General features: G+C 47.8%; 20 protein-coding genes and 5 pseudogenes. 12 read left to right on the top strand and 13 right to left on the bottom strand.

Annotated elements, in window-relative coordinates; genetic code table 11:
* Positions 1–506 precede the first annotated feature (506 nt).
* The 4 genes from tnpC (LA360_RS11905) to tnpA (LA360_RS11890) form a co-directional block, all read right to left on the bottom strand.
* A complete protein-coding gene (gene tnpC, locus LA360_RS11905; protein WP_112481967.1) occupies positions 507–2156 on the bottom strand; it encodes an IS66 family transposase in 1650 nt (549 codons plus the stop codon).
* Positions 2157–2303: 147 nt separating this feature from the next.
* Positions 2304–2657: an IS66 family insertion sequence element accessory protein TnpB gene (gene tnpB / locus LA360_RS11900; RefSeq protein ID WP_089776306.1), complete on the bottom strand. Its 354-nt coding sequence runs from the start codon at positions 2655–2657 to the stop codon at positions 2304–2306.
* A complete protein-coding gene (tnpA, locus tag LA360_RS11895) occupies positions 2650–3021 on the bottom strand; it encodes an IS66 family insertion sequence element accessory protein TnpA (protein ID WP_057573074.1) in 372 nt (123 codons plus the stop codon). Before tnpA (LA360_RS11895) ends, tnpB (LA360_RS11900) begins: the two co-directional genes overlap by 8 nt.
* Before the next feature lie 120 nt (positions 3022–3141).
* Complete coding sequence (gene tnpA, locus LA360_RS11890) at positions 3142–3552, bottom strand: IS66 family insertion sequence element accessory protein TnpA (protein ID WP_174713916.1); 411 nt, start codon at positions 3550–3552, stop codon at positions 3142–3144.
* A 137-nt stretch (positions 3553–3689) separates the two neighbouring features.
* Here tnpA (LA360_RS11890) and LA360_RS11885 point away from each other — a divergent pair.
* Positions 3690–4787: pseudogene (locus LA360_RS11885) on the top strand (IS256 family transposase); the annotation flags it as partial.
* Between the two features lie 45 nt (positions 4788–4832).
* Positions 4833–5045 carry a hypothetical protein gene (locus LA360_RS11880; protein ID WP_002583243.1) on the top strand — a complete coding sequence of 71 codons (213 nt, stop codon included), beginning with the start codon at positions 4833–4835 and terminating at the stop codon, positions 5043–5045.
* Here LA360_RS11880 and LA360_RS11875 read toward each other — a convergent pair.
* The 5 genes and pseudogenes from LA360_RS11875 to tnpA (LA360_RS11855) all read right to left on the bottom strand — a co-directional run bounded on the left by LA360_RS11875 (position 5042) and on the right by tnpA (LA360_RS11855) (position 9156).
* Positions 5042–5317, bottom strand: coding sequence for a hypothetical protein (locus LA360_RS11875; RefSeq protein WP_002583244.1), 276 nt, complete (start codon positions 5315–5317; stop codon positions 5042–5044). The genes LA360_RS11880 and LA360_RS11875 overlap by 4 nt on opposite strands.
* A 206-nt stretch (positions 5318–5523) precedes the next feature.
* A pseudogene (locus LA360_RS11870) lies at positions 5524–6568 on the bottom strand (transposase); the annotation flags it as partial.
* Between the two features lie 73 nt (positions 6569–6641).
* Positions 6642–8291, bottom strand: a complete 1650-nt coding sequence (gene tnpC / locus LA360_RS11865) for an IS66 family transposase (RefSeq protein ID WP_112481963.1) — start codon at positions 8289–8291, stop codon at positions 6642–6644.
* Between the two features lie 147 nt (positions 8292–8438).
* The gene (gene tnpB / locus LA360_RS11860; protein ID WP_112481961.1) at positions 8439–8792 is read right to left on the bottom strand and encodes an IS66 family insertion sequence element accessory protein TnpB; all 354 of its coding nucleotides are present in this window, start codon (positions 8790–8792) and stop codon (positions 8439–8441) included.
* Complete coding sequence (gene tnpA, locus LA360_RS11855) at positions 8785–9156, bottom strand: IS66 family insertion sequence element accessory protein TnpA (protein WP_065549657.1); 372 nt, start codon at positions 9154–9156, stop codon at positions 8785–8787. The genes tnpB (LA360_RS11860) and tnpA (LA360_RS11855) overlap by 8 nt, the downstream gene beginning before the upstream one ends.
* A gap of 190 nt (positions 9157–9346) precedes the next feature.
* On the opposite strand from tnpA (LA360_RS11855), the pseudogene tnpC (LA360_RS11850) reads away from it, so the two are divergent.
* Positions 9347–10710: pseudogene (tnpC, locus tag LA360_RS11850) on the top strand (IS66 family transposase); the annotation flags it as partial.
* A 375-nt stretch (positions 10711–11085) separates the two neighbouring features.
* Positions 11086–11570: pseudogene (locus LA360_RS11840) on the top strand (GTP-binding protein); the annotation flags it as partial.
* A 63-nt stretch (positions 11571–11633) separates the two neighbouring features.
* On the opposite strand, the pseudogene rhuM reads toward LA360_RS11840, so the two are convergent.
* The 4 genes and pseudogenes from rhuM to LA360_RS11820 form a co-directional block, all read right to left on the bottom strand.
* A pseudogene (gene rhuM / locus LA360_RS31255) lies at positions 11634–12015 on the bottom strand (RhuM family protein); the annotation flags it as partial.
* Between the two features lie 150 nt (positions 12016–12165).
* Complete coding sequence (locus tag LA360_RS11830; RefSeq protein ID WP_022201357.1) at positions 12166–13416, bottom strand: MFS transporter; 1251 nt, start codon at positions 13414–13416, stop codon at positions 12166–12168.
* 196 nt (positions 13417–13612) lie between these two features.
* A complete protein-coding gene (locus LA360_RS11825; RefSeq protein ID WP_022201356.1) occupies positions 13613–14182 on the bottom strand; it encodes an SAP domain-containing protein in 570 nt (189 codons plus the stop codon).
* Positions 14183–14358: 176 nt separating this feature from the next.
* A complete protein-coding gene (locus LA360_RS11820) occupies positions 14359–14691 on the bottom strand; it encodes an RNA-dependent RNA polymerase family protein (protein ID WP_022201355.1) in 333 nt (110 codons plus the stop codon).
* A gap of 397 nt (positions 14692–15088) precedes the next feature.
* Here LA360_RS11820 and LA360_RS11815 point away from each other — a divergent pair, with 397 nt between their 5' ends.
* From LA360_RS11815 to LA360_RS11780, 8 genes are all read left to right on the top strand, one after another.
* The gene (locus tag LA360_RS11815) at positions 15089–15232 is read left to right on the top strand and encodes a hypothetical protein (RefSeq protein ID WP_225537514.1); all 144 of its coding nucleotides are present in this window, start codon (positions 15089–15091) and stop codon (positions 15230–15232) included.
* 317 nt (positions 15233–15549) lie between these two features.
* A complete protein-coding gene (locus LA360_RS11810) occupies positions 15550–16257 on the top strand; it encodes a FadR/GntR family transcriptional regulator (RefSeq protein ID WP_022201354.1) in 708 nt (235 codons plus the stop codon).
* The gene (locus LA360_RS11805; protein ID WP_022201353.1) at positions 16254–17594 is read left to right on the top strand and encodes an ABC transporter substrate-binding protein; all 1341 of its coding nucleotides are present in this window, start codon (positions 16254–16256) and stop codon (positions 17592–17594) included. Before LA360_RS11810 ends, LA360_RS11805 begins: the two co-directional genes overlap by 4 nt.
* A gap of 232 nt (positions 17595–17826) precedes the next feature.
* A complete protein-coding gene (locus tag LA360_RS11800) occupies positions 17827–18699 on the top strand; it encodes a carbohydrate ABC transporter permease (protein WP_057572589.1) in 873 nt (290 codons plus the stop codon).
* 4 nt (positions 18700–18703) lie between these two features.
* On the top strand, positions 18704–19540 hold the full coding sequence (locus tag LA360_RS11795; protein ID WP_022201351.1) for a carbohydrate ABC transporter permease: 837 nt from the start codon (positions 18704–18706) through the stop codon (positions 19538–19540).
* 128 nt (positions 19541–19668) lie between these two features.
* Positions 19669–20487 (top strand): transketolase, encoded by an 819-nt coding sequence (locus LA360_RS11790; RefSeq protein ID WP_225537513.1) that lies wholly within the window; start codon positions 19669–19671, stop codon positions 20485–20487.
* Position 20488: 1 nt separating this feature from the next.
* Positions 20489–21415, top strand: a complete 927-nt coding sequence (locus tag LA360_RS11785) for a transketolase family protein (RefSeq protein WP_022201349.1) — start codon at positions 20489–20491, stop codon at positions 21413–21415.
* Positions 21416–21446: 31 nt separating this feature from the next.
* Positions 21447–21848 (top strand): cupin, encoded by a 402-nt coding sequence (locus LA360_RS11780; protein ID WP_057572588.1) that lies wholly within the window; start codon positions 21447–21449, stop codon positions 21846–21848.
* The last annotated feature ends 34 nt before the right edge of the window (positions 21849–21882 follow it).

Raw genomic sequence — 21882 nt, 5'->3', positions numbered from 1 at the left:
ATGTGGACAGGGCATTCAAAAGAAACTTGATGTCTTCTCAGTGAGGAACAATAATGAATTCGAAAAGGTTTGACTATGCCTTTTGAGAATCTTTTTACAGCTTCAATACATGTGGAGACTGAGTGGCGTTTTCAAAGAAAGTTTGATTTTATGCTTAATTGAACGATCTATCCTGAGAAAGTGATTCTGAGTTGCTTAATTTAATAAAATAGGAATATTTTTCGAATATGTAAACAATTTCTTTGTTTTTTATGAAAACTAGAGTATTATTGTAGCAAATAAAGGAGTTTCCAGTATGGATGTAAGTAAGTAATAATCCGTATCTTGACAAAATAAGAAATCCCCCAGCACTTACCGGGGGAGGATCTGTCTTTTACTTTTTAAGTTTGCTGCGGCAATCATCAGGCAGATTGGAGGACCATGGGAGAAGCTCCGTAAGTAAGTAATAATCCGTATCTTGACAAAATAAGAAATCCCCCAGCACTTACCGGGGGAAGATCTGTTTTTTACTTTTTAAGTTTGCTACGGCAATCATCAGGCAGATTGGAGGACCATGGGAGAAGCTCCAGCATTTCTTCCTTTGCCGGAAACGCACCGAGTTCTTTCATCTTTTCCATCACATATGTGAGATAGTTGTATGGCTTCAGTCCATTCAGAAGCGCAGTTTCTGTGATGCTGTACACAGTCGCACTGGCCTGTGCCCCGCGGATGCTTTTGGCAAACAGCCAGTTGCGTCTCCCTATGGCAAAATTTTTCAGTGCCCGCTCTGCAGCTAGATTGTCAATACTCAGATGGCCATCTTCCAGATACCTTTTCAGATAGGTTTCCTGGTTCAGCGTATACAGGACCGCCTCTCCGATCTTAGAAGATCTGTCCACAGCATCCTCCAGGGTATGAAGCCACTCGAAAAAAGCCTCTAAAAGCGGCTTTGCCTGCTTTTGACGCTCTTCATACCTTTCTTCCGGTGACTTGTCACGGATCATCTCTTCGATCTTATAGAACATCCCGATCCGTGCCATTGCCTGATATGCGGTTGTTTCCTTCAGCTGCTCTTTGGTAAAGTCCTTTTTCAAAACGGTCAGGGATTCATCAAATCTGCGCCTCGCATGGGCCATGCATCCTGTCACGGTGATCCTTTCCGGAAGGCTGTGGTATGCCTGGTATCCATCGCAGGTGAAATATCCCTGGTACTGATCCCCAAGGAATTCCACCGGATGATATCCCGCCCGGGTTCTTTCGTATTGGAAGAGGACCATCCGGGGTGCGCCGCTGTATTCATCAGTGAGATAGACCCACATCCAGTTCTGGGTGGAACCTTTCTGTTCCGGCTCATCGATTACCTGAACACGGGTTTCATCCCCATGAGCGTACCGGCTCCGGAGGAATTCTTCCTTCATCAGTTCATAAAGCGGCTGCAGATACCGGTCCGCACACTGGATGATCCAATTCGCCATGGTCTTTGTGGAAAGGTTCAGGTCGTAACGGGCGAATTCCCGTTCCTGACGCGCAAGGGGCATGCCGCCCACATACTTTGCGTTCATGATGCCTGCCACCAGGGATGGTGTTGCCACACTGCCTTTGAGAAGGGAAGGCGCCTTTTCCGGACGTTTCATCGCCCCGCATTTTGGGCAGCTGTAAACATAGGTGACCTCCTCCACCACTTCAAACCGTGCAGGCACAAACTTCAGGCGCTTCACCGTCTCTTTTGTCACGACTTTATATTTGGTATTGCAGTCCGGACAGTTTCGGTCCGCGCCGGTCAGCTTATACTCAATTACTTCCGTTGTCTCAAAGGCGGAAAGATCTTCCTCCTTTTTGCCGGAACGTTTCTTTCTTTTATAGGAAGACGGATGGATCTCCTCCATTTCCGGCTCCGGCGCATCAGGCTCTGCTTCCTGCTCTGCCTCGTTAAAAAGGTTCAGCTGCGTATAGCCATCCGCATATTTTTCGCTGGATGGGCCAAACTGTTTCCGCTGCGCAAGAGTCAGACGGTCAGAAAGCATCGCGTTCAGGAATTCCAGTTCCTTTGTTTTTTCTTCGAGGATCTGGATCTTTGTTTCCTGTTTCTGATAATGCTCCTGCATGGTTTTCATCAGGGAGATGATATCCTCCCTGCTCATCTTGTTCAGTTGTTCCTCTGTAAAAAGCGGATCCATAACACAGCCTCAACTTTCTGAAATCTCTGCCAGAAAGTATACCAGAAAAAGCATTCCGTTCCTATAGGAAACTGCATTCCGGGACGGAGGAAAATCCGCCCAAAACAAAGTGATTTTCGGCTTTTTGCGAATTGACAGGATCCGGGCTCATATGACGATCTTCGGGTGACGTTCTTCAAATGCGCCGCTGGGGTTCAGGGATAAACCATCGCACAGCCAATGGATCTCTTTCAGCGTAACTTTCTGCAGTTCATCCGGTGTGTCAGGCCAATGGAAGGAATCGCGGTCCAGCCGTTTCATCAGGATCCAAAACCCTGACCCGTCCCACTGAAGGATCTTGAGCAATGTGCGCCTGCGATTGCAGAACGCGAACATACAGCGGGAGTACGGATCGAGATGGAATTTCAGTTTGATGATGGCCGCTAAACCAGTGTAGCTCTTCCGGAGGTCCGTGCAGCCACATGCCAGATAGACTGTAGTACTTCCGTAAAAATCAAGCATAGTTCTTTAAGGCCTGAAGCAGGGCAGTCAACAGTCTGGCTGGACAGTCCGCAGCAACTTCAATCCGGATATTTTCCGGGAGACAGAGCATCACAGGAGGTTTTCCTGTACCTGCTGTACTGAAATGGAGTTCATGTTCCGAAGGGAGCTTTGCAAACACCGGATCAGAAGCACTTTCTGTCTCAGCTGCTTCTGACTGGAGCTTTCGGATCCAGTAACCCAGTGTAGACTGTGGGATTCCATTCTGCTGACACCATTCTTTGCGGGATAAACCGCTTTCCTGAAAAGCATGGAACCGGTCTGCCCAAAGGTCAGCCTTTGAGGTTACATTGTCATTCGTATTTATTGGTATCACCTCCATCATTTGAACTTATCTTATCAAATGTGGATGGAAATTTGCAGATACTGATTATTACCTACTTACAAAAATATCGAGAGGATAAGCCACAGACGATGTAGATCTTTTCAAGTCCGGAGATATCGCCTAACATGAAGTCTCCCGGATCAGACGGAGTGTCCTTGTAAGAAGGACAGGGTCGGCATCATTGCTGATCCGAATGATCACATCTTTCATGGTCACTTCAATCGTATGTGAATTGTCAAGGTACATTTGCTGCATCTGTGATGCCGCATGCTGCTCCGGAAGATGATCCGGAACAATATCAATGGGAACCACATCCTGTTTTGGAAGTGGATCTGCATGATGACCGTAATTCGGTGCAGGGATCTGTTCCGCTGCCGCTTTCCGGCATCGGCTGACCCAGTTATAAAAGGTGCTTACTGCGATGTCATTTTCACGGCACCATTCAGCATCTGTCATGCCGCTCTGGCGGCATTCATTGATAAGCCTGATCTGTTCTGCCATAGGAACACGGGCTTTGCGAGTAGCTGCCATAACCTATCCTCCATAATTGTAGTGAAATAGTCTAAGTATCTAACAGCTACAATTATAGCGGAAGAAGGCGGATTAGAAAATCCGCAGGTATATTTGGCGCTTACTTTTGTCAAGATACGGATTATTACTTACTTACGAAGGAGATGATGGAAGCGGAGATGGATGAGCATCTCGGCTATGGGAGGTCAGAACGGTCGGATTCGGATGATTACCGCAATGGCTACAAGCCCAAGCGGATCAACAGCAGCTTCGGGAGCATGGACATCCAGGTGCCCCAGGACAGGAAGTCCACGTTTGAACCCCAGGTGGTAAGAAAGCGCCAGAAGGACATTTCCGGCATTGACCAGAAGATCATATCCATGTATGCAAAAGGCATGACAACCCGCCAAATCTCGGATACCTTGATGGACATTTATGGTTTTGAGGCTTCGGAAGGGTTCATCTCGGACGTGACGGACAAGATACTGCCGCAGATTGAAGACTGGCAGAACCGCCCGCTGGAGGAAGTCTATCCCGTGGTCTACATCGACGCAATCCATTATTCCGTGCGGGAGGACGGGGTAATCCGCAAGCTTGCCGCCTATGTCATCCTCGGCCTTACGCTGGAAGGTAAAAAGGAAGTCCTGAGCATACAGATCGGGGAGAATGAAAGCTCCAAGTACTGGCTCTGCGTTCTGAACGAGTTGAAGAACCGCGGTGTGAAGGATATCCTCATTCTCTGCTCGGACGGGCTCACGGGCATTAAGGAAGCCATAACGGCGGCATTCCCGAAGACGGAGCAGCAGCGCTGCATCGTACATATGGTACGGAACACGCTGAAATACGTCTCCGACAAGGACCGGAAAGCATTTGCCACGGACCTGAAAACCATCTACCATGCCGCAAACGAGGAAAAGGCGCTGGAGGCGCTGGAGAAGGTGACGGAAAAGTGGACGCCAAAGTACCCCAACTCAATGAAACGCTGGCATGACAACTGGGATGTGGTATCCCCCATCTTCAAGTTTTCCATGGAGGTCAGGAAGGTGATCTATACTACCAACGCGATCGAGAGCCTCAACTCTACCTACCGGAAGCTCAACCGCCAGCGGAGCGTGTTCCCGGGCAGCACGGCGCTCTTAAAGGCTCTGTACCTGGCCACGTTCGAGGCGACGAAGAAGTGGACCATGCCCATCCGCAACTGGGGGCAGGTCTATGGGGAACTGTCCATTATGTACGAAGGCAGACTGCCGGAATAAGAGCGCACAGGCATAGGTGTACACCTATCCGGAAAGGAGCTTTCCATGTATGGATTTTCAAAATACGATGCTCAGGACAGGTACGACAGCTATAATACTGTACAGGTGAAGTTAAAACTGAATATGAAGACAGATGCAGATATCCTGGCCTGGGTCAGACAGCACAAATATGGCAGGGACACTTCCGTCCAAGGGGCCATCAAGGCCCTGATACGGGAAGACATCGCCAGAGGCCAGGCCGATGGGACACAAGGTTAATCCCTCTGCATTTTACATTCGTTGGCTGTCTGCAGCTCTGACAGGGATTCCATGATAGACAGGTAATCGATCCCCTCCACAACAGTCCCTGTGCCAGGGTCAAACAGTTCATCGTCTGCGGTGGCTTTCGGGTCATAGGATTTCAGTTCACTGTCATACCAGCTATAGATATCACTGTATAAGTCGGCTGCATGATCCAGCAGGGACTGCAGTCCATTGATCTTTGCCCTGATATCTTCAGGTACAAAGGGATCGTCTGTTTTTAGCTTCATGGCACACCTCCTGATGTTTTCCTGTAAGAAGTGTACCATAATTTGATGGGATTTTCCAATACATCTTGACAGAATCCAAAAGCATCCGTATAGTAAAGGTAGGTGGTCACGACATCCACCTACCTTTCTCATTAACTTATCATAGAAGATCTCAATTTACAGACTTTTTTTCATACTCTCTACTGAACAGTAAAAAGTTTGTACGCTTAAGAAGCCAGTAAATCCTTATCAATTACTGACCTTTCCTGCATTTCCTGAATTAATTGTGTTATGCGTAATTCGGGATTTTGCCCCATAAAATGAAAAATATATTTCCGTAGGTAACACATCACGGCTCCTTCCGATACTTTCCCTTTCGATGTAGTACGTTGGTAGCGGATTTGTTAGGAGCGAAGCTTTCCCTCTGATCGGATAGCAAGAGCCTGAATCGTTCCCATTGCAATACACGACAATGCCATATGCATTTCAATGGCACGGATTGCTTCCATTATCTTTTTACGCGAATAGTTGTCGGTCACTTGTTCAAGAGAAGTTGGCTCTGTCTTTTTGCGATAATAATCAATCTTGGGCATATGCTTTGACCAGAAATGGTAACAGAAGCCTCCCAGTTGCTGCTTCAATTCCCGGAAAGTGCATTCGATCCGGAACCTATAGCTATATAAACGGATCATAGCCACTGGCTCTATAGAAAGACTGGTTCCCGCCAGAATGCTTTGCCCCCCATTATATTCCACCAGAACAAAACGTAGTTCTTGATACAGTTTCTGGCCCCAAAGCAGGTCGGTGCTGTAGTAGCGGATCTTTTCTTTCTTCCCATAAAGTTCCAACTCTGTCTCCAGGAACTTCTCCTTATGGGAATAGAAGAGTTCCTTCAGATGGTCGGCCTTTCCTTTCTTGGCAGGTCTTCCCCTTCCGGATCTTCGGACGCTGGGTTTTTCATAAGCAATGCAGTTACGTTTGGCTTTTGTCACAATTTCCATATGGACAGACTCTTCCAGGGTAAGTTCTTGAAGCCTTGTAAGAGCCGGCACGGAAAGAAAATACCGGTCAAGCAGGAGCAGGGAATCGCCAAAGACCTTTGCTGCCTGATAAGCGTCTTCTACCATCTGTACCACGTGGGATGCGTTGGAAATGCAGGAAGTATCCCAATTGCAGACCGTCATGGAGTCGGATGCTCAGTGGAATGCATGCCAGGCTATGAATGGATCCGGCAAGGATACCCAGCCCACCGAACATATGACCATGGATAAACGTAAGTAAGTAATAATCCGTATCTTGACAAAATAAGAAATCCCCCAGCACTTACCGGGGGAAGATCTGTTTTTTATTTTTTAAGTTTGCTGCGGCAATCATCAGGCAGATTGGAGGACCATGGGAGAAGCTCCAGCATTTCTTCCTTTGCCGGAAACGCACCGAGTTCTTTCATCTTTTCCATCACATATGTGAGATAGTTGTATGGCTTCAGTCCATTCAGAAGCGCAGTTTCTGTGATGCTGTACACAGTCGCACTGGCCTGTGCCCCGCGGATGCTTTTGGCAAACAGCCAGCTGCGTCTCCCTATGGCAAAATTTTTCAGTGCCCGCTCTGCAGCTAGATTGTCAATACTCAGATGGCCATCTTCCAGATACCTTTTCAGATAGGTTTCCTGGTTCAGCGTATACAGGACCGCCTCTCCGATCTTAGAAGATCTGTCCACAGCATCCTCCAGGGTATGAAGCCACTCAAAGAAAGCCTCTAAAAGCGGCTTTGCCTGCTTTTGACGCTCTTCATACCTTTCTTCCGGTGACTTGTCACGGATCATCTCCTCGATCTTATAGAACATCCCGATCCGTGCCATTGCCTGATATGCGGTTGTTTCCTTCAGCTGCTCTTTGGTAAAGTCCTTTTTCAAAACGGTCAGGGATTCATCAAATCTGCGCCTCGCATGGGCCATGCATCCTGTCACGGTGATCCTTTCCGGAAGGCTGTGGTATGCCTGGTATCCATCGCAGGTGAAATATCCCTGGTACTGATCCCCAAGGAATTCCACCGGATGATATCCCGCCCGGGTTCTTTCGTATTGGAAGAGGACCATCCGGGGTGAGCCGCTGTATTCATCAGTGAGATAGACCCACATCCAGTTCTGGGTGGAACCTTTCTGTTCCGGCTCATCGATTACCTGAACACGGGTTTCATCCCCATGAGCGTACCGGCTCCGGAGGAATTCTTCCTTCATCAGTTCATAAAGCGGCTGCAGATACCGGTCCGCACACTGGATGATCCAATTCGCCATGGTCTTTGTGGAAAGGTTCAGGCCGTAACGGGCGAATTCCCGTTCCTGACGCGCAAGGGGCATGCCGCCCACATACTTTGCGTTCATGATGCCTGCCGCCAGGGATGGTGTTGCCACACTGCCTTTGAGAAGGGAAGGCGCCTTTTCCGGACGTTTCATCGCCCCGCATTTTGGGCAGCTGTAAACATAGGCGGCCTCCTCCACCACTTCAAACCGTGCAGGCACAAACTTCAGGCGCTTCACCGTCTCTTTTGTCACGACTTTATATTTGGTATTGCAGTCCGGACAGTTTCGGTCCGCGCCGGTCAGCTTATACTCAATTACTTCCGTTGTCTCAAAGGCGGAAAGATCTTCCTCCTTTTTGCCGGAACGTTTCTTTCTTTTATAGGAAGACGGATGGATCTCCTCCATTTCCGGCTCCGGCGCATCAGGCTCTGCTTCCTGCTCTGCCTCGTTAAAAAGGTTCAGCTGCGTATAGCCATCCGCATATTTTTCGCTGGATGGGCCAAACTGTTTCCGCTGCGCAAGAGTCAGACGGTCAGAAAGCATCGCGTTCAGGAATTCCAGTTCCTTTGTTTTTTCTTCGAGGATCTGGATCTTTGTTTCCTGTTTCTGATAATGCTCCCGCATGGTTTTCATCAGGGAGATGATATCCTCCCTGCTCATCTTGTTCAGTTGTTCCTCTGTAAAAAGCGGATCCATAACACAGCCTCAACTTTCTGAAATCTCTGCCAGAAAGTATACCAGAAAAAGCATTCCGTTCCTATAGGAAACTGCATTCCGGGACGGAGGAAAATCCGCCCAAAACAAAGTGATTTTCGGCTTTTTGCGAATTGACAGGATCCGGGCTCATATGACGATCTTCGGGTGACGTTCTTCAAATGCGCCGCTGGGGTTCAGGGATAAACCATCGCACAGCCAATGGATCTCTTTCAGCGTAACTTTCTGCAGTTCATCCGGTGTGTCAGGCCAATGGAAGGAATCGCGGTCCAGCCGTTTCATCAGGATCCAAAACCCTGACCCGTCCCACTGAAGGATCTTGAGCAATGTGCGCCTGCGATTGCAGAACGCGAACATACAGCGGGAGTACGGATCGAGATGGAATTTCAGTTTGATGATGGCCGCTAAACCAGTGCAGCTCTTCCGGAGGTCCGTGCAGCCACATGCCAGATAGACCGTAGTACTTCCGGAAAAATCAAGCATAGTTCTTTAAGGCCTGAAGCAGGGCAGTCAACAGTCTGGCTGGACAGTCCGCAGCAGCTTCAATCCGGATATTTTCCGGGAGACAGAGCATCACAGGAGGTTTTCCTGTACCTGCTGTACTGAAATGGAGTTCATGTTCCGAAGGGAGCTTTGCAAACACCGGATCAGAAGCACTTTCTGTCTCAGCTGCTTCTGACTGGAGCTTTCGGATCCAGTAACCCAGTGTAGACTGTGGGATTCCATTCTGCTGACACCATTCTTTGCGGGATAAACCGCTTTCCTGAAAAGCATGGAACCGGTCTGCCCAAAGGTCAGCCTTTGAGGTTACATTGTCATTCGTATTTATTGGTATCACCTCCATCATTTGAACTTATCTTATCAAATGTGGATGGAAATTTGCAGATACTGATTATTACCTACTTACGATGGAAAAGATGAAAGAACTCGGTGCGTTTCCGGCAAAGGAAGAAATGCTGGAGCTTCTCCCATGGTCCTCCAATCTGCCTGATGATTGCCGCAGCAAACTTAAAAAGTAAAAAACAGATCTTCCCCCGATAAGTGCTGGGGGATTTCTTATTTTGTCAAGATACGGATTATTACTTACTTACCTTTATGGAACAAAATCCGAGAAGACATCTGCACTTCAGATCGAGGGACAGATGTCTCTTTTTAATCAAAAAGAGGGTTTAATGAAGTGGAATCCTGTGCAGATCCCAATGCGCAGGAACCTGACCTGGTTGAAGTTGAGAAACATCTCCGTAAAAAGAAATATACAGGCCAGCGTGAGGAATTGGTCAAAAGCATTCCGCACAGCAAAGTGCTGCATACGATCGATGACAGAGAGAAGATCTGCGAAAAATGCGGAGGCACAATGGTGAGAGTCGGAGAAGAATTTGTCCGCACAGAGGTACAGTTTATCCCGGCGAAACTCAAAGTCATTGACCATTACAGGGAAACCTATGAATGCAGGGCATGCCGGAAACGTGGAAAACCACATATGGAAAAAGCACCAGTACCATATCCTCCGGTCATGCATTCCCTTGCATCCGCTTCTACGATCGCATGGCTGATCCATCAGAAATTCGAACTGGGCATCCCATTACACCGTCAGGAAAAGGAATGGAACGCTCTCGGCTTAAGCCTGAGCAGGGCGACGATGTCAAACTGGCTGCTGGTTGTATACCGTGACTGGCTTCAGTATGTAGTCTGCCGTCTCAAACAGGAACTGCTGAAGCAGAGTTACCTGCACATCGATGAAACCCATGTACAGGTGCTGAAGGAACCGGGCCGAAAGAACCCATCGGATTCTTACATGTGGGTTTACTGCAGCATCAAAGATGCCGCAAATCCGATCCGTTATTTCGAATACCAGCCTGGCCGGGGCGGAAAATATCCGGAAGCATTTCTGGAAGGATATAACGGATATATACACACAGATGCGTACTCCGGATACAATGGGGTAAAGGGAGTGAAACGATGCCTGTGCTACACACATCTGCGCCGCGCCTTTGTAGATGCGCTTCCAAAGGATGTCCATGATCCTAAGGCTTCGAAACCAGCAGAAGCAATCCTGCGGCTGAATAAACTATTCGAAATCGAAGGAGAACTGGAAAGTCTTTCACCCGAGCAGAAGAAAAAAGAACGTCTCATCCGCGAGAAACAACATCTCGAGGATTTTTGGTCATGGGCAGAAAAGAATGCCATCGGAGAACTACCAAAATCAAAGCTTTCAACAGCTTTCCATTATACGTTGAACCATCGTCAGGAGTTTTTTAATTATCTGGAAGACGGACACTGTTCCATCAGTAATTCGCTTGCTGAAAACTGCATCCGGCCATTTGTAATCGGTCGAAAGAATTGGCTGTTTGCAGGAAGTCCAAAGGGAACTGCTGCAAGCGCCGGAATATATACACTAGTATAACTCAATTTTAATAAGTTTACATTATTATCCTGAAAACCAAGGGAAACGTGCGCCCAAAGCACGGACACGTAAGCCAAGAAATCAGATTACTACCAATGCTTAAATTGTAAGCTTATTTAAATCGAGTTATACTAGTTGAAACAGCTAAGGCTAACGAGCTTGCCCCAATGAAATACATAAAATACATCCTGTCAGATATGCCCGGAAGCGCTTTCCTGGAGCATCCAGAATATCTGGATGATTATCTACCTTGGAATCCCATGGTAAAGGAAATATGTCAATAACCATCAACCTTTTAGTATTTAGTATAAGAGGCTGGTGGTTATTTTTATATCCACTATCTTGTTTGACGCTTACGAAAGGGGTAATAAAATGCGAAATAAAGGGACGACAAAACTTTATGTATTAACAGGTTTTTTGGGGCTGGTAAAACTACCTTGTTGTTAAAGCTCCTAGAACACCTGAAAGGGAATAGGGTTGGTATCATCCAAAATGAATTTGTCAAATTGGGGATTGACGGCGCAATCCTGAAAAATGATGATATCCATATGGTTGAAATCAACCATGGTTCTATTTTCTGCTCCTGCCTGAAACTTTCCTTTGTCAGCGCACTCAGTGAAATGACACAGCATGATTTTGACTACCTGTTCGTAGAAAGTTCAGGCCTGGGAGACCCATCCAATGTTGAAGAAATTCTTGGGGCTGTTGATGCCATCTCCGGTAAAAGTTATGATTTCTGTGGTGTTATCCGCTTAGCTGATGCAGTAAATTTTATAAATCAACTGACAGATTTAGAGACTGTGTACCGTCAGCTTAAATATTGTCATCTTGCCGTCATTACTAAATCTGATCTTGTTGAGTGGATAATAATGATGGCGGCAGGGCGTAATTCTCCCCAAGCGGAAACGGTATAATTATCTTTACGCGTCACTTTGAACCGCTTGATATTCTAATTCTAACAAATACTTATCATAGCCTGACATAAATAAGCGTTCCCGAACAATGGGATATTTTTCAAACTCAGTCTCCGCATAAAGTTTTGCCTGCTCCGCACTAATTTTTCCCGGCCCCATAAGCGGTTCATTCCATTAAACTCCAGGAATCCGTCAAGGCGCTTTGCCCAGTCTTCCATACTCATTCGTATACTACGTTCCTCCTGCATCTTATTCTGAACCGTTTAAAAAAAACTGCCGGGTAGTCTTAGCATCTTTATCGTAATCTAATGCTGTAGCATAAAAATCCGTAACCTTCTGAATAAAACTTGCGCTCAGACAGCCGTATCTAACGAATATTCTCCAGCTGTTAAGAACCAACATCCCTTTAAAGTCATGGCAGTCTGTCTGCGATAAAAGAATCAACTTCCAAGTATGAAAATTATTGGAACACCAGCCAGCAGGCAGTAAACCAGCTAAACACAAGTCATAGCCGGATGCTCCACCAAAAACCGGATTTTTATTCTGATTTTTTCTTATTGATAAGAATCCCGGCCTTATCACAAATCCGCACCGAAGGCACTGCCACACATAACACAGAAGCAGCCAGTACCAGCACTCCCGCAATCAGGAACCAGTTCTCAACCCCATACCGTTCCGCAAATATCCCGGATACAATCAGCCCCAGCGGTCCGCTGAGCAGTCGTATACTGCTGGACAATGACAGAACCCTTCCCAGGTACCTTGCTTCAAAGTTGCTTTGCAGCAGCGGCGTATACATCCCCCAGTAAAATGGTCCGGAGACTCCCATGAGCCAGGAACATAAGATAAAGACATAAAAATCATCCGGCGGCAGGATTCCTGATACAAATAAGCTAAAACTCATTAACAGAAAGGAACCAACAATGGTATAAACCCTGTTTTTTGTTCCTCCCCATTTTGACAATATCAACGACCCAAACAAAAGCCCGGCAGAGAACACCACCTCAACAATACTGGCACTTGTACTGGTTCCATTAAAATATGACATTGTCATCAATGGAAACAGCGCACTGGTAGGCATCAACGCCAAAGTATAAAGACTTCCAATCGACACCAGCCCCAGCATCCCTTTCTTTGCCCTGAGAATCCGGAAGCCTTCCCTCGCCTCCCGTAAAACCTGTACGTTTCTGTCACGTCCCTCCTGCTGCAATTCCGGGATTTGCGTGATTCCAAGCGTAATTACCGCAATCAGCGCCCCTATGACGTCCAAGGAGATAATTCCGCTCAGGCTCCAGGAACTGTACAGCACCGCCGCGACAACCGGGCTTAAGATTTGTGATACCGATTCCAACGCCTGCGAATATCCCGCACATCTGGTCAACTGGCCTGCCGGGACAATCTGCGGGGTAACTGCCTGAAGGCAGGGATTGTGGAACGCGGAACCGACCGAGCGTGCCAGCAAAACCGCAAGAATCAGTTCTGTCGATAACCTGCCCATCCATCCTGCGATCACCATTACAAAACTTGCTGCCGAAATAAGAAGATCTGAGATAATCATGATTCTTTTTCGGTTATACTGGTCGATAAAGACACCGATAAACGGTCCTAAAACCCCCTGCGGGAGAAACCCCATCATCATAGCCGCCGTCAGTACCATGGCAGAACCGGTATGGTCTGTCAGATACCACACAACCGCAAATTGAAGGACAGAACTTGAGAACTGGGATATTGCCTGTCCGGTCCAGATTGTGAAGAAATTCTTTTTCCAATTTGTTATCACTGTATCCATGCTGTTTCCATTCTAATCAAAGTTTATTTAATAAGCAGATAAAATTCTTCTTATGCCTTGTCTTTCTTTGTCATTAAAATTTCACTACTTAGCCAGAATTATATCATATTTTTGACCATTTGATGTTATTTTCCGTAATAAAATACCGGGAAGACTTAAACCTCCCCGGCATAGATTTCTTTCATTGAGCTGAATGTCAATTTCCCAGCAAAAACCGCTTTTCTTCATCCTGCACAATTCCAGGCTTTGCATATCGGTCATATGCCTGCCATGAAATGCCCCGGTTTTTATTCCTGTGGATTTGTACGTAGGCATCATGAGTCTGAAGGAATGCAGCTCCCTCTGAAGACAGCTTATATACCGTTTCCGGGACATGGGCATTCAAGAATCCTTCTTCAGCATTATCAAGTATTCGCTCTATCAGGACTGCTTTCTTACCAGATATCGGCAAATTCAGTTCCCTCAGCATGTCCTTGAGTTCAGGCAGCTTCAACAATTCCAGCGCCTCTCCTGGTTCTGCCTCAATTAGATACCCTTCCTTAATCAGCTTCTTATGATATTTGACGCGGTCTCTGATTCCGCACTCGTACAGAAAATAACTTGCATAGTAACCATCATCTCTTATTGGCTGTGGTTTGGAAAATGCCCACAGAAATACAGCCTTTGCATAATCCCTCTGCAGCGGTGGAATCTCCGGGCTTTTTAAGCAGATTCGAAAAAAATCCCATTCTCCCGTACCTCTCTTCTCTTTGCAAAGTAATGCCATGCTGCTAATACGTTTTTTTCCCTTCTCTTCTATGTTTAGCTATAACACATTACCTGCTGTATCATATTTATATATTTTATCTATATGTTTAGTTATATATGAAGTTCTCAATGCATCATAAGAAATAGTTCTCTCAACCTATAATTATCCTCTCTTTACAAACCATTTTCTCAAAATTACCATTGTATCTCATCTAGCTGCCTTAAAAAGTATTCACCAGTTTGAGGTTCTACCATTTTTATGTAGTATGCTTTTCCATACAGATACTCTTTAAAATTAACACTCCTTGCAGATGCAATGTTTTCCAGATGTGTTGAAACTCCAAATTTTTTACAATAATAAATCTCCTGTTTTAATCTTCTTTTGAATTTCTTTGGAATCTTCAGACCATCTTCTTTGACCAGTAAACCAGTAATCAGTTTTCTTTCATTTTCTTTAAATATCCTTGTTTTATTGTTATTTATAGAAAAACCGTATTTCTTTATGATTTCCGCTATGATAGGAAACAAAAAAAATCCTCGATATCCACTGTCAAAATTTGTTTTTTCCTATATGCTTTTCAGCATTGGTAACAATCGATTTACCAGTTACAAACCCATGACAGCATTCACTTTTTTTCAATATTTCGTCCAGAATCCATCTTTGCCGTATTTTTAACTTCAAGCTGGGAGCCGTTATTTCTCGTTCCTTAGATCTCCCATGTATAATAAACACATTGTAATACGGAAATTGTAACTGTGTCATTTTCAATATCTTATCTACATGATGCCCATCAGATATTACAGGCAGGTTTCTTGCAGGTGATGAAATAAAATATTTTGTCTGTAACGCCCCCGCGGTCCTCCCGGTAGGGGAACTGGACAGGGCAGCAACGTTAAGGCGGCCGATTGAACAATGCTTTGAGGAATGCAAGAGCAATCTGGGGATGGGGATTATGAGTGCCGCAGCTACCAAGGCTGGAACCGCCATATGCTGTTTGTAATGATAACCCTTCTGTTTGCCACCCAGATACGGGAAATCTTTAAAAAAGCAATCCCATTTTCTGTGTAATTTATACAAAAGATGAATTGGGTTTAATGTGGGAAAAATTTGTGCAAAAACGAAAACAACATACCAATTGGTATGAAAATATACTAAAAGGTCTGATGAATTTAAAATACAAACAAGTATAATATGGGCATTTTAACCTATAAAATAAGTAATAAATAGATTTAAATTAAAAAATACATGAAAAATCTATTTACAAACATCATATGTTATGCTACTATAAGGACAGATGAAACAAAAATATCACCAATGATTGCTAGAAAAACTGAAGTTAAATGACAAAATGACCATAGACCACCGCTGAGGGAGAGGAGAGTTCAATGCGCAGAGATATGAACGAATATCAGAATATGGATGTACTTCCCATGGCTACTGCCCAGAAAGTTAAGACGATGATTATCCAGAGGGAGATGAAGCCCGGTGACAGGCTTCCCACAGAGAAGGAGCTGGCAGATCTTTTTGGCGTAAGCCGGTCTACACTTCGGGAAGCCATGAAGTTCCTGAGAGCGGAGAATGTGGTTGTAATCCGGCAGGGGAGCGGAACCTTTGTGAGCGCGGGAACGGGTATTGGGGAAGACCCCCTGGGGCTGCATTTCACCAATCAGGAGAAGCTGATCCAGAATCTGTTTGAGACGCGTATGCTGATTGAACCTCAGATCGCAGGCCTGGCCTGCCAGAGGGCCACACCCCAGGACGTCAGGAACCTCCAGTTGCTGGTGACGGAGATGGACCGCAGCGAGGTCAACAGCCCTGCATCGGCGGAGCTGGACGTCCAGTTCCACACCGCGGTTGCGGAATGTACGCACAACGAAGTGCTGATCCGGGTAGTGCCCATCATCATTGAGTCTATCCGCCGAAGCCATGTGGAGACACATGATGATCCGGAGAGTTTTAAGCGGGCCAAGAGAAGCCACTCGGGAATCTGTAAAGCAATTGCCGAGGGCGATTTCATGGAAGCCAAGTTCCAGGCCGAGCGGCATGTATGGGAAACATTAAATGATATAAAGGAAACGGAGGAACGAAAATGAAAAAAAGATTATTTGCAAGAAAGACACTGGCTCTGGCAATGGCAGCCCTGATGGCCGCAGGCGCTCTGACTGGCTGTTCATCAGGCTCCAAGGAGACAGCGGCCGCGGGGGATACAACCGCTGCACCGGCTGCAGGTTCTGAGGCGGCCGGCTCAGAGGCGGCCGGCGGTTCCGGGGAGGCGGTTACCGTTAAGTTCCGCTACTGGGCGGACAACACCGATTATTCTGCATTGATGCAGGACATTATCAAGAAATTCAACGCGGAGAACGGTAAGGGCATCACGGTTGTGGGTGAGGAGACTCCCTGGGACGGCGGCGCATACTCTGAGAATCTCTTTAACGCCAAGATGGGCGGCGGAGACATCGACTGCGCAACCTGGAAGCTGACTTCCACCCCGTTGTTTGTCAACAACGACCTGCTGGCCGACCTGACTCCCCTTGTGGACAGCTGGGACAAGAAGGACGACATAGACGAGAACATCTACAGCATTATGAAGGAAGCCGGAGGCACAGACAGTCTCTATGTTATGCCATGGAACATCCAGGTGCTGTACGTTTACTACAGACCTTCCATCTTCGAGGCAGCCGGCGTTGAGGTTCCAAAGACCTACGAAGAATTCTTAACTGCAATTGAAAAGTGCACCATGGACACCAACGGCGACGGCAAGACCGATGTCTACGGCTTTGGCATGAGAGGCGCCAAGGGCGGCCAGGAGCCATGGGGAAGCTTCGTATACGGGCGCGGCGGCAATTTTGAGGATATGACTACCCCGGAAGCTGTTCAGGGTATGCAGGACTTCATCGACATTTACACCAAGGGCTATGTACCGCCCACAGCAACCAGCGACGGCTTTAACGAGATTATTGCCAACTTTAAGTCCGGCTTAACAGCCATGACCATTCACCATACCGGTTCTTCCGCTGACATGGAAGCCGCCTTCGGCGGCGACGTATCCGCATTCCCCTTCCCCGCAGGCAAGGGCCAGTGGACCTCCATGGGTGACACTGAGACTGTTATTTTCGAATCCTGCCAGAACAAAGAGGCTGCATTTGAGTGGGTATCTTACCTGGCGACCGGCGAAGGCCAGAAGATGTGGTGTGAAGGCACCGGCAATGTACCTGTAAGCAAGACTGTTCAGGCCGGCGACTTCTTCCGGAGCAACCGATTCATGGCAGCCTCCATTGAAGGACAGAGCTATGCAGGTATTCTTCCGATCCTGGATACCACAACCGAGTGGATCTCCACCCTGTGGCCCAACACCGTATCCCAGGCGCTCACCGGCAGCATCACTGCCGAGCAGTGCATGAAGACCCTTCAGAACGGTTTGTACCAGTAACCATTGACACATACGCGGGGCGGCAGAAACTAGTATAACCCACACTAAATACCTTACTGTTTCGCTGGTCTGATTTTCCTATAGCACAGGTGCAAAATACTCAGCGTAGAACCCACTACGCCTCCGTTTTTGCACCTGCACTCTCAAAAAATCATCCTCACCGAACCGGCAAGGCATTTAATGTGGGTCATACTAGGGCCGCCCCACAGAAATCAGAAGGGGGGATTCACCAATGGTCAAGAAACGGACAATATGGCCATACCTGCTGGTCGCTCCGGCAGTGCTCATCATTCTCTGCGTAGTGTTCATTCCGGTGTTCAACGCAATTGTCATGAGCTTTCAGAAGTATGACCTGCGCAGACCGAAAGACATTGCATTTAACGGAGTAGCCAACTATATGAAAGCCTTCGGGGACCCGCTGTTCTGGAACGCCCTGTGGAGGACAGTCATATGGGTGGCGGCAGGTGTAGGCTTACAGTTCCTGTTCGGATTCATTCTGGCCCTCCTTCTGAATCAGAAGTTTGTGGGGCGCGGCATGGTCCGTGCGGTCAGCATGATTCCATGGGTAACACCTGGCGTACTGATCGGCCTGATGTGGCGCTGGATCTATGACGGCAACTTCGGCGTACTCAACGATTTATTGTTAAAAATCCATGCGGTCACGGACAAAATACCCTTTTTGTCCCGGGTTTCAACCGCATTTCCCAGTGTGATCGTAACCATTGTATGGCAGGGAATTCCGTTCTTTGCGCTGATGCTATTAGCAGCTCTTTCGGGCGTGCCCGCGGAAATGTACGAGGCGGCGGATATTGACGGCGCGTCACCGTGGCAGAAGCTGATGTTCGTTACCATTCCATCCATCAAGAACACCATTTTCGTAACAGCGCTGCTGCGTGTGATCTGGGTAGCCAACTCAGTGGATGTAATCTACAACATGACAGAGGGCGGACCGGCTTACTCTACGCAGACCCTCAGCGTTTACATCTTCAACAAGGGCAATGCCCTGGAACTTGGATATGCGTCAGCAATGGCCCTTCTGATGGCAGCGGTTCTGCTGGTGGCAGCCATACCGTATCTGAAAATGAACTTTAGGGAGGAGAAGTAAGGATATGAAAAGACAATCCGGATTAAAACGTTTTGTAGCCGTATTTATCCCGCTGCTCCTGATGATGGTTTTCATCCTGTTTCCGTTCTACTGGACATTCGTAACTTCTGTGAAACCGCAGGATGAGCTTTACGGAGCGGTGGTTACATACTGGCCCAGCCACATTACTTTTGAAGCCTACAGCAAGCTGTTTACCACCACTGTAAACTTCTTTGCTGCCATGAAGAACAGCTTTATCGTTGCTTCCCTGACAACTATCGTATCGCTGACCGCTTCCACGCTGGCGGCATATGCATTTTCCAGATACCAGTTCACGGGAAGAAAGATTTTAATGTGTACGTTCCTGTGCAACAACATGTTCCCCACGGTACTGCTGCTGATTCCGCTGTACACCATTATGCGTAAGATGGGACTGCTGTACACTCCTGCCTCCTTGGTTTTATCTTACACCACATTTACCATTCCCTTTTCCGTATGGCTGCTGCTGGGCTTCCTAAACGACCTGCCCATGTCACTTGAGGAAGCGGCCCTGGTAGACGGGTGCAACAGAGGCTCCGCCTTTTTGAAGATCATTCTTCCGATCCTGGGTCCCTGCCTGGTGGCAACCGGAGTTTACATTTTTATGACATCCTGGAATGAGTACACATTTGCCATGATGTTCACCAACACGGATACACGCACCATCCCGGTAGCGCTGAAGAGCCTGATCGGACAGCTGGGCGTCCAGTGGGATCTGCTGACTGCAGGAGGCATTATCACCATTATACCGGTGTGTATTATGTTCTTCTTCGCACAGAAGCGTTTGGTAGAAGGTTTAACAGCCGGAGCTGTGAAAGGTTAACTTCAAGAGCCGCCCCGTTCGGCCCGGGAAATGCCGGCGGGTTGACGTCCATAAACAAGGAAAGCTCCCTTCGCATACGCTGAGGGGAAAGTCAAGGAAAGTCCCCTTCGCATAAGCTCAGGGGGGAGATGAGGAGGAAAACAATTATGCGGTATGACAAGAAAGCGAAAGAACTGAGGGCAGAAATCTTAAAGATGTTATATGCCTGCCAGTCAGGACATCCCGGTGGGTCTCTGTCCTGTGTGGAAATGCTGATGGCACTTTATTATGAGGTGATGAAGGTAGATCCTAAGAACCCAAAAGACCCGGACCGCGACCGTTTTGTGCTGAGCAAGGGCCATGCATGCCCCACCCTCTACGCGATTCTTGCGGACCTGGGGTATTTCCCCAAGGAAGACCTGGCCGGGCTGCGCCAGATTGACAGCCATTTACAGGGACATCCCGACTGCACCAAGACTCCGGGCGTGGACATGAACACCGGCTCCCTGGGACAGGGCGCTTCCCTGGCCATGGGCCTGGCTCTGGCTGCAAAGCATGCGGGGGCAGACTACAAGGTATACACAGTGCTGGGCGACGGCGAGTGCCAGGAAGGCCTGGTATGGGAGGCTGCAATGGCGGCGGCCCACTACAAGCTGGATAACCTGACCTTTATGCTGGATTACAATAAACTGCAGATCGACGGCCGCAACGACGAAGTTATGAGCCTGGGCAACATTATGAAGAAGTTCGACGCCTTTGGCTTCGAGTGTTTCGAGGTGGACGGCCATGATATGGACGCGATTGTGTCCGCTCTGAAGGCTCCCGTATCGGGCAGGCCGAAATTCATATGCTGCAACACTGTCAAGGGCAAGGGCGTTTCCTTTATGGAGGACCAGTTCGGATGGCACGGCAGCCCCATGAACAAAGAGCAGTTTGAGAAAGCGTTAAGCGAGCAGGAGGTGGAGTAAAATGGGAAAGTCGTTACGTGTTGCATACGGTGAAGCTCTGGTTAAATTAGGAGAGAAAAATGATAAGGTAGTGGTAATGGATGCCGATCTGGCCCATGCTACCCAGACCGGTATGTTCAAAGATAAATACCCGGAGCGTTTCTACAACATGGGTATTGCAGAAGCTAACATGATGTGTGCGGCGGCTGGATTCGCTCACACCGGCTACGTTCCTTTTGTGAGCACCTTCGCCCTGTTCGGCGCAGGACGTGCGTTTGAACAGATCCGCAATTCCATCTGCTATACCAACTGTAATGTAAAGTTCGGCTTTTCCCACTCCGGCCTGTGTGTAGGCGAGGACGGCGGAAGCCATCAGTCCATCGAGGACATCGCCCTCATGAGAGAGCTGCCCCACATGACCATCTTTGTTCCCTGCGATCCCGCGGAGACAGAGAAGGCGGTTATGGCTGCTGCTGAGATCGACGGGCCGGTATATATCCGTGTTGCCAGACCTGTCTGCGACGATATCACCACAGCCCACACCCCATTCATTCCCGGCAAGGCCAATGTGATGAAAGAGGGAAGTGACATTTGCTTAATCGCTTGCGGCCTGATGATTCCGAGGGCCCTGGAAGCGGCGGCTGAGCTGGAAAAAGAGGGCTCAAGCGTGGCAGTTGTGAACATGCATACCATCAAACCCATTGACAAGGACATTGTGCTGAAGATGAACGAGAGCTGCAAGGCCATCGTAACTGTTGAAGAGCACTCCGTTATCGGCGGCCTTGGCTCTGCGGTTGCAGAAGTTCTGGCAGGCCACAACGGCGCCAAGTTCGCCATGGTGGGCATTGAAGACAAGTTCGGCAAGTCCGGCAAGCCGGATCAGCTGTTCGAGGCATATGGCCTGACCGCTGCCAATGTGGCTGCAAAGGCAAAAGAGCTGCTGAAATAATTGGGGAAAATGACTGTGGAGGATTAAGAAAATGACCATTGCAAATTATGAGTTTACCGGCGAAGGTATGCAGAGAGTATTCGAAAACGAGAAATGGACTGTGGGAATCAAGAACTGGAAGCCGGCCAATGATGTAACAGGAATTGACTGCCTGGAGCGCCACAACAAGACGGACGAGCTGTTTGTGCTGGTGGAAGGCAGCTGCACCCTGATCTACGCCAATGAAGTGGAAGGCGGGTTAGCATTCGGCGCAGTAAAGATGGAGAAGGATAAAGTCTACAACATCCCCTCTACCCTTTGGCACAACACTATCACCCAAAAGGACACCAAGATGATCTTGATCGAGGATTCCAGCACTTCTATGGAAAACAGCGATATTCTGAACCTGGTTGCAGCTCAGATTGAAGAGATGAGAAGCCTCTGGAGCAGATGACTAAACATCCGCTGACAGACACAGGAAAGCTAGG

Origin of the sequence: Enterocloster clostridioformis (assembly GCF_020297485.1) — a bacterium.
GTDB classification, from domain to species: Bacteria; Bacillota; Clostridia; order Lachnospirales; family Lachnospiraceae; genus Enterocloster; species Enterocloster clostridioformis.
The sequence above is the reverse complement of the archived record's forward strand: the minus strand, read 5'-3'. Positions and strand labels throughout refer to the sequence as shown.

What these genes read in the sequence shown, in the direction of transcription:
- tnpC (WP_112481967.1), bottom strand. Translation starts at nt 2,156, where the DNA reads ATGGATCCGCTTTTTACAGAGGAACAACTGAACAAGATGAGCAGGGAG.
- tnpB (WP_089776306.1), bottom strand. Translation starts at nt 2,657, where the DNA reads ATGCTTGATTTTTACGGAAGTACTACAGTCTATCTGGCATGTGGCTGC.
- tnpA (WP_057573074.1), bottom strand. Translation starts at nt 3,021, where the DNA reads ATGATGGAGGTGATACCAATAAATACGAATGACAATGTAACCTCAAAG.
- tnpA (WP_174713916.1), bottom strand. Translation starts at nt 3,552, where the DNA reads ATGGCAGCTACTCGCAAAGCCCGTGTTCCTATGGCAGAACAGATCAGG.
- LA360_RS11880 (WP_002583243.1), top strand. Translation starts at nt 4,833, where the DNA reads ATGTATGGATTTTCAAAATACGATGCTCAGGACAGGTACGACAGCTAT.
- LA360_RS11875 (WP_002583244.1), bottom strand. Translation starts at nt 5,317, where the DNA reads ATGAAGCTAAAAACAGACGATCCCTTTGTACCTGAAGATATCAGGGCA.
- tnpC (WP_112481963.1), bottom strand. Translation starts at nt 8,291, where the DNA reads ATGGATCCGCTTTTTACAGAGGAACAACTGAACAAGATGAGCAGGGAG.
- tnpB (WP_112481961.1), bottom strand. Translation starts at nt 8,792, where the DNA reads ATGCTTGATTTTTCCGGAAGTACTACGGTCTATCTGGCATGTGGCTGC.
- tnpA (WP_065549657.1), bottom strand. Translation starts at nt 9,156, where the DNA reads ATGATGGAGGTGATACCAATAAATACGAATGACAATGTAACCTCAAAG.
- LA360_RS11830 (WP_022201357.1), bottom strand. Translation starts at nt 13,416, where the DNA reads ATGGATACAGTGATAACAAATTGGAAAAAGAATTTCTTCACAATCTGG.
- LA360_RS11825 (WP_022201356.1), bottom strand. Translation starts at nt 14,182, where the DNA reads ATGGCATTACTTTGCAAAGAGAAGAGAGGTACGGGAGAATGGGATTTT.
- LA360_RS11815 (WP_225537514.1), top strand. Translation starts at nt 15,089, where the DNA reads ATGCAAGAGCAATCTGGGGATGGGGATTATGAGTGCCGCAGCTACCAA.
- LA360_RS11810 (WP_022201354.1), top strand. Translation starts at nt 15,550, where the DNA reads ATGCGCAGAGATATGAACGAATATCAGAATATGGATGTACTTCCCATG.
- LA360_RS11805 (WP_022201353.1), top strand. Translation starts at nt 16,254, where the DNA reads ATGAAAAAAAGATTATTTGCAAGAAAGACACTGGCTCTGGCAATGGCA.
- LA360_RS11800 (WP_057572589.1), top strand. Translation starts at nt 17,827, where the DNA reads ATGGTCAAGAAACGGACAATATGGCCATACCTGCTGGTCGCTCCGGCA.
- LA360_RS11795 (WP_022201351.1), top strand. Translation starts at nt 18,704, where the DNA reads ATGAAAAGACAATCCGGATTAAAACGTTTTGTAGCCGTATTTATCCCG.
- LA360_RS11790 (WP_225537513.1), top strand. Translation starts at nt 19,669, where the DNA reads ATGAGGAGGAAAACAATTATGCGGTATGACAAGAAAGCGAAAGAACTG.
- LA360_RS11785 (WP_022201349.1), top strand. Translation starts at nt 20,489, where the DNA reads ATGGGAAAGTCGTTACGTGTTGCATACGGTGAAGCTCTGGTTAAATTA.
- LA360_RS11780 (WP_057572588.1), top strand. Translation starts at nt 21,447, where the DNA reads ATGACCATTGCAAATTATGAGTTTACCGGCGAAGGTATGCAGAGAGTA.